The organism is Cribrihabitans marinus (assembly GCF_900109035.1).
GTDB lineage: Bacteria > Pseudomonadota > Alphaproteobacteria > Rhodobacterales > Rhodobacteraceae > Cribrihabitans > Cribrihabitans marinus.
The window spans coordinates 1-1,692 of sequence record NZ_FNYD01000031.1; the positions used below are offsets into that span (position 1 = coordinate 1).

Below are 1,692 nucleotides of genomic sequence, written 5' to 3' on the forward strand. Positions count from 1 at the left end.
GAGGCTGTGTGAAAACTCCCATTGTTTTCTGGGGGATGGTATGCTTTCCGCGAGAAATGCGGAGTCATTCCATGGGGCAGTTTATCGAGGGCTTAGACCGGCATCAGGCGATGCTGCTCCCTGAATGTTTGGACGATTATGTTGGGGAAGACAGCGCAGTTCGGGCGATTGATGCCTTCGTGGAGATGCTTGATCTTGCCGCACTCGGCTTCAAGGCATCGCCAGCCGCGACGGGTCGGCCAGGCTATCATCCGGGGTTGATTCTGCGGATCTATCTGTACGGCTACCTCAATCAGGTCCAGTCATCACGGCGGCTGGAACGGGAGTGCAGTCGCAATCTAGAGCTCATTTGGCTAACGGGACGCTTGAAGCCTGACTTCAAGACGATTGCTGACTTCCGCAAGGCCAACGGCTCAGCGATCCGTAAGGTGTGCCAGCAGTTCGTCGCGCTATGCCGCGACATCAATCTTCTCGACGGGAACCTGGTGGCCATTGATGGCAGCCGGTTCAAGGCAGTGAACTCGAAAGCCAAAAACTACACGCGTGGCAAGCTGCGCCAGAAGCTCGGTGAGATTGACAAAGCCATTGAGCGTTATCTGGGTGAATTGGATCGTGCCGACGAGGTGTTTGAGCAGACCGGAACGGTCTTGCCCGAGGCACGCATGGAACGCACCCTGCGAAAGCTGGAGCACCTCCGCAAAGAAGCGGCGCGCTACAGATCGATCGAAAAACGCATGGATGAAACGGGCGAAACGCAGGTCTCGTTGAGCGATCCAGACGCGCGATCCATGGCCGCGACGCCCCGCATGCCGCGCGTGGTCGGATACAATGTGCAGACGGCGGTTGAGGCCGAGAACCACCTGATCGTCGCCCATAAAGTCACCATGCATGGCTATGACAGGGACGCCTTGTCGATGATGGCGGTGGCTGCGCGCGATGCGATGGCCCCGGATCAGATCGAGGCCATCGCCGACAAGGGGTATTATAAGAGTGAGGAAATCCTCGCCTGTGAGGAAGCCGGGGTCGCGGTCGTTGTTCCCAAGCCTCAGACATCGAATGCCGGTGCACGGGGACAGTTCGACAAAGCTGATTTTGCCTACGACACAGAGGCTGACGCTTACATCTGCCCGGCAGGCCAAGAGCTGGTCTATCGGTTCACCGGCCAGCAAGATGGCAAAGCGATCCGGACCTACTGGTCGAGCAACTGCGATGGCTGCGTGCTCAAGGATAAATGCACCAACAGCAAGGAGCGCCGTATCCGCCGGTGGGAACACGAAGACGTGCTGGAACGTGTTCAGCAGCGCCTAGACACAGACCCAGCCCAACTGGCTGTGCGCAGCATGACAGTCGAACACCCTTACGGCACGATCAAGTCATGGATGGGAGCTACGCACTTCAAGATGCGGAGGCTGAAAAACGTCGCCACCGAGATGGCCTTGCACGTCCTTGCCTACAATATGACCCGCGTGATGAAGATCATCGGTATCCCGGCCCTGATTGCTTCGATGAGGGCCTGAACCGCGGCAGCTAGGCCAGACGAGAGCGTCTCAGCACCGCCAGATCGCCACCGATTGCCTCAGCAACGCCATTTAGCCCAAATCTGAAGGATCACACAGGATCAACGACGAAAGTCGCGTCCAAAACCGGACGCCTAAGAATCCGCGCAGTCCCAGCCCGTTTCCACACAGCCTC

1 protein-coding gene is annotated in these 1,692 nt (G+C 58.0%); it reads left to right on the forward strand.

Features of this window, described 5'->3' with window-relative positions:
- The first annotated feature begins 71 nt into the window (after positions 1-71).
- Positions 72-1,517, forward strand: coding sequence for an IS1182 family transposase (locus BMX57_RS20250; protein WP_092371735.1), 1,446 nt, complete (start codon positions 72-74; stop codon positions 1,515-1,517).
- The last annotated feature ends 175 nt before the right edge of the window (positions 1,518-1,692 follow it).

Bases quoted from the DNA above. Each gene is read 5' to 3' on its own strand.
- BMX57_RS20250 (WP_092371735.1), top strand. From the start codon at position 72: ATGGGGCAGTTTATCGAGGGCTTAGACCGGCATCAGGCGATGCTGCTC.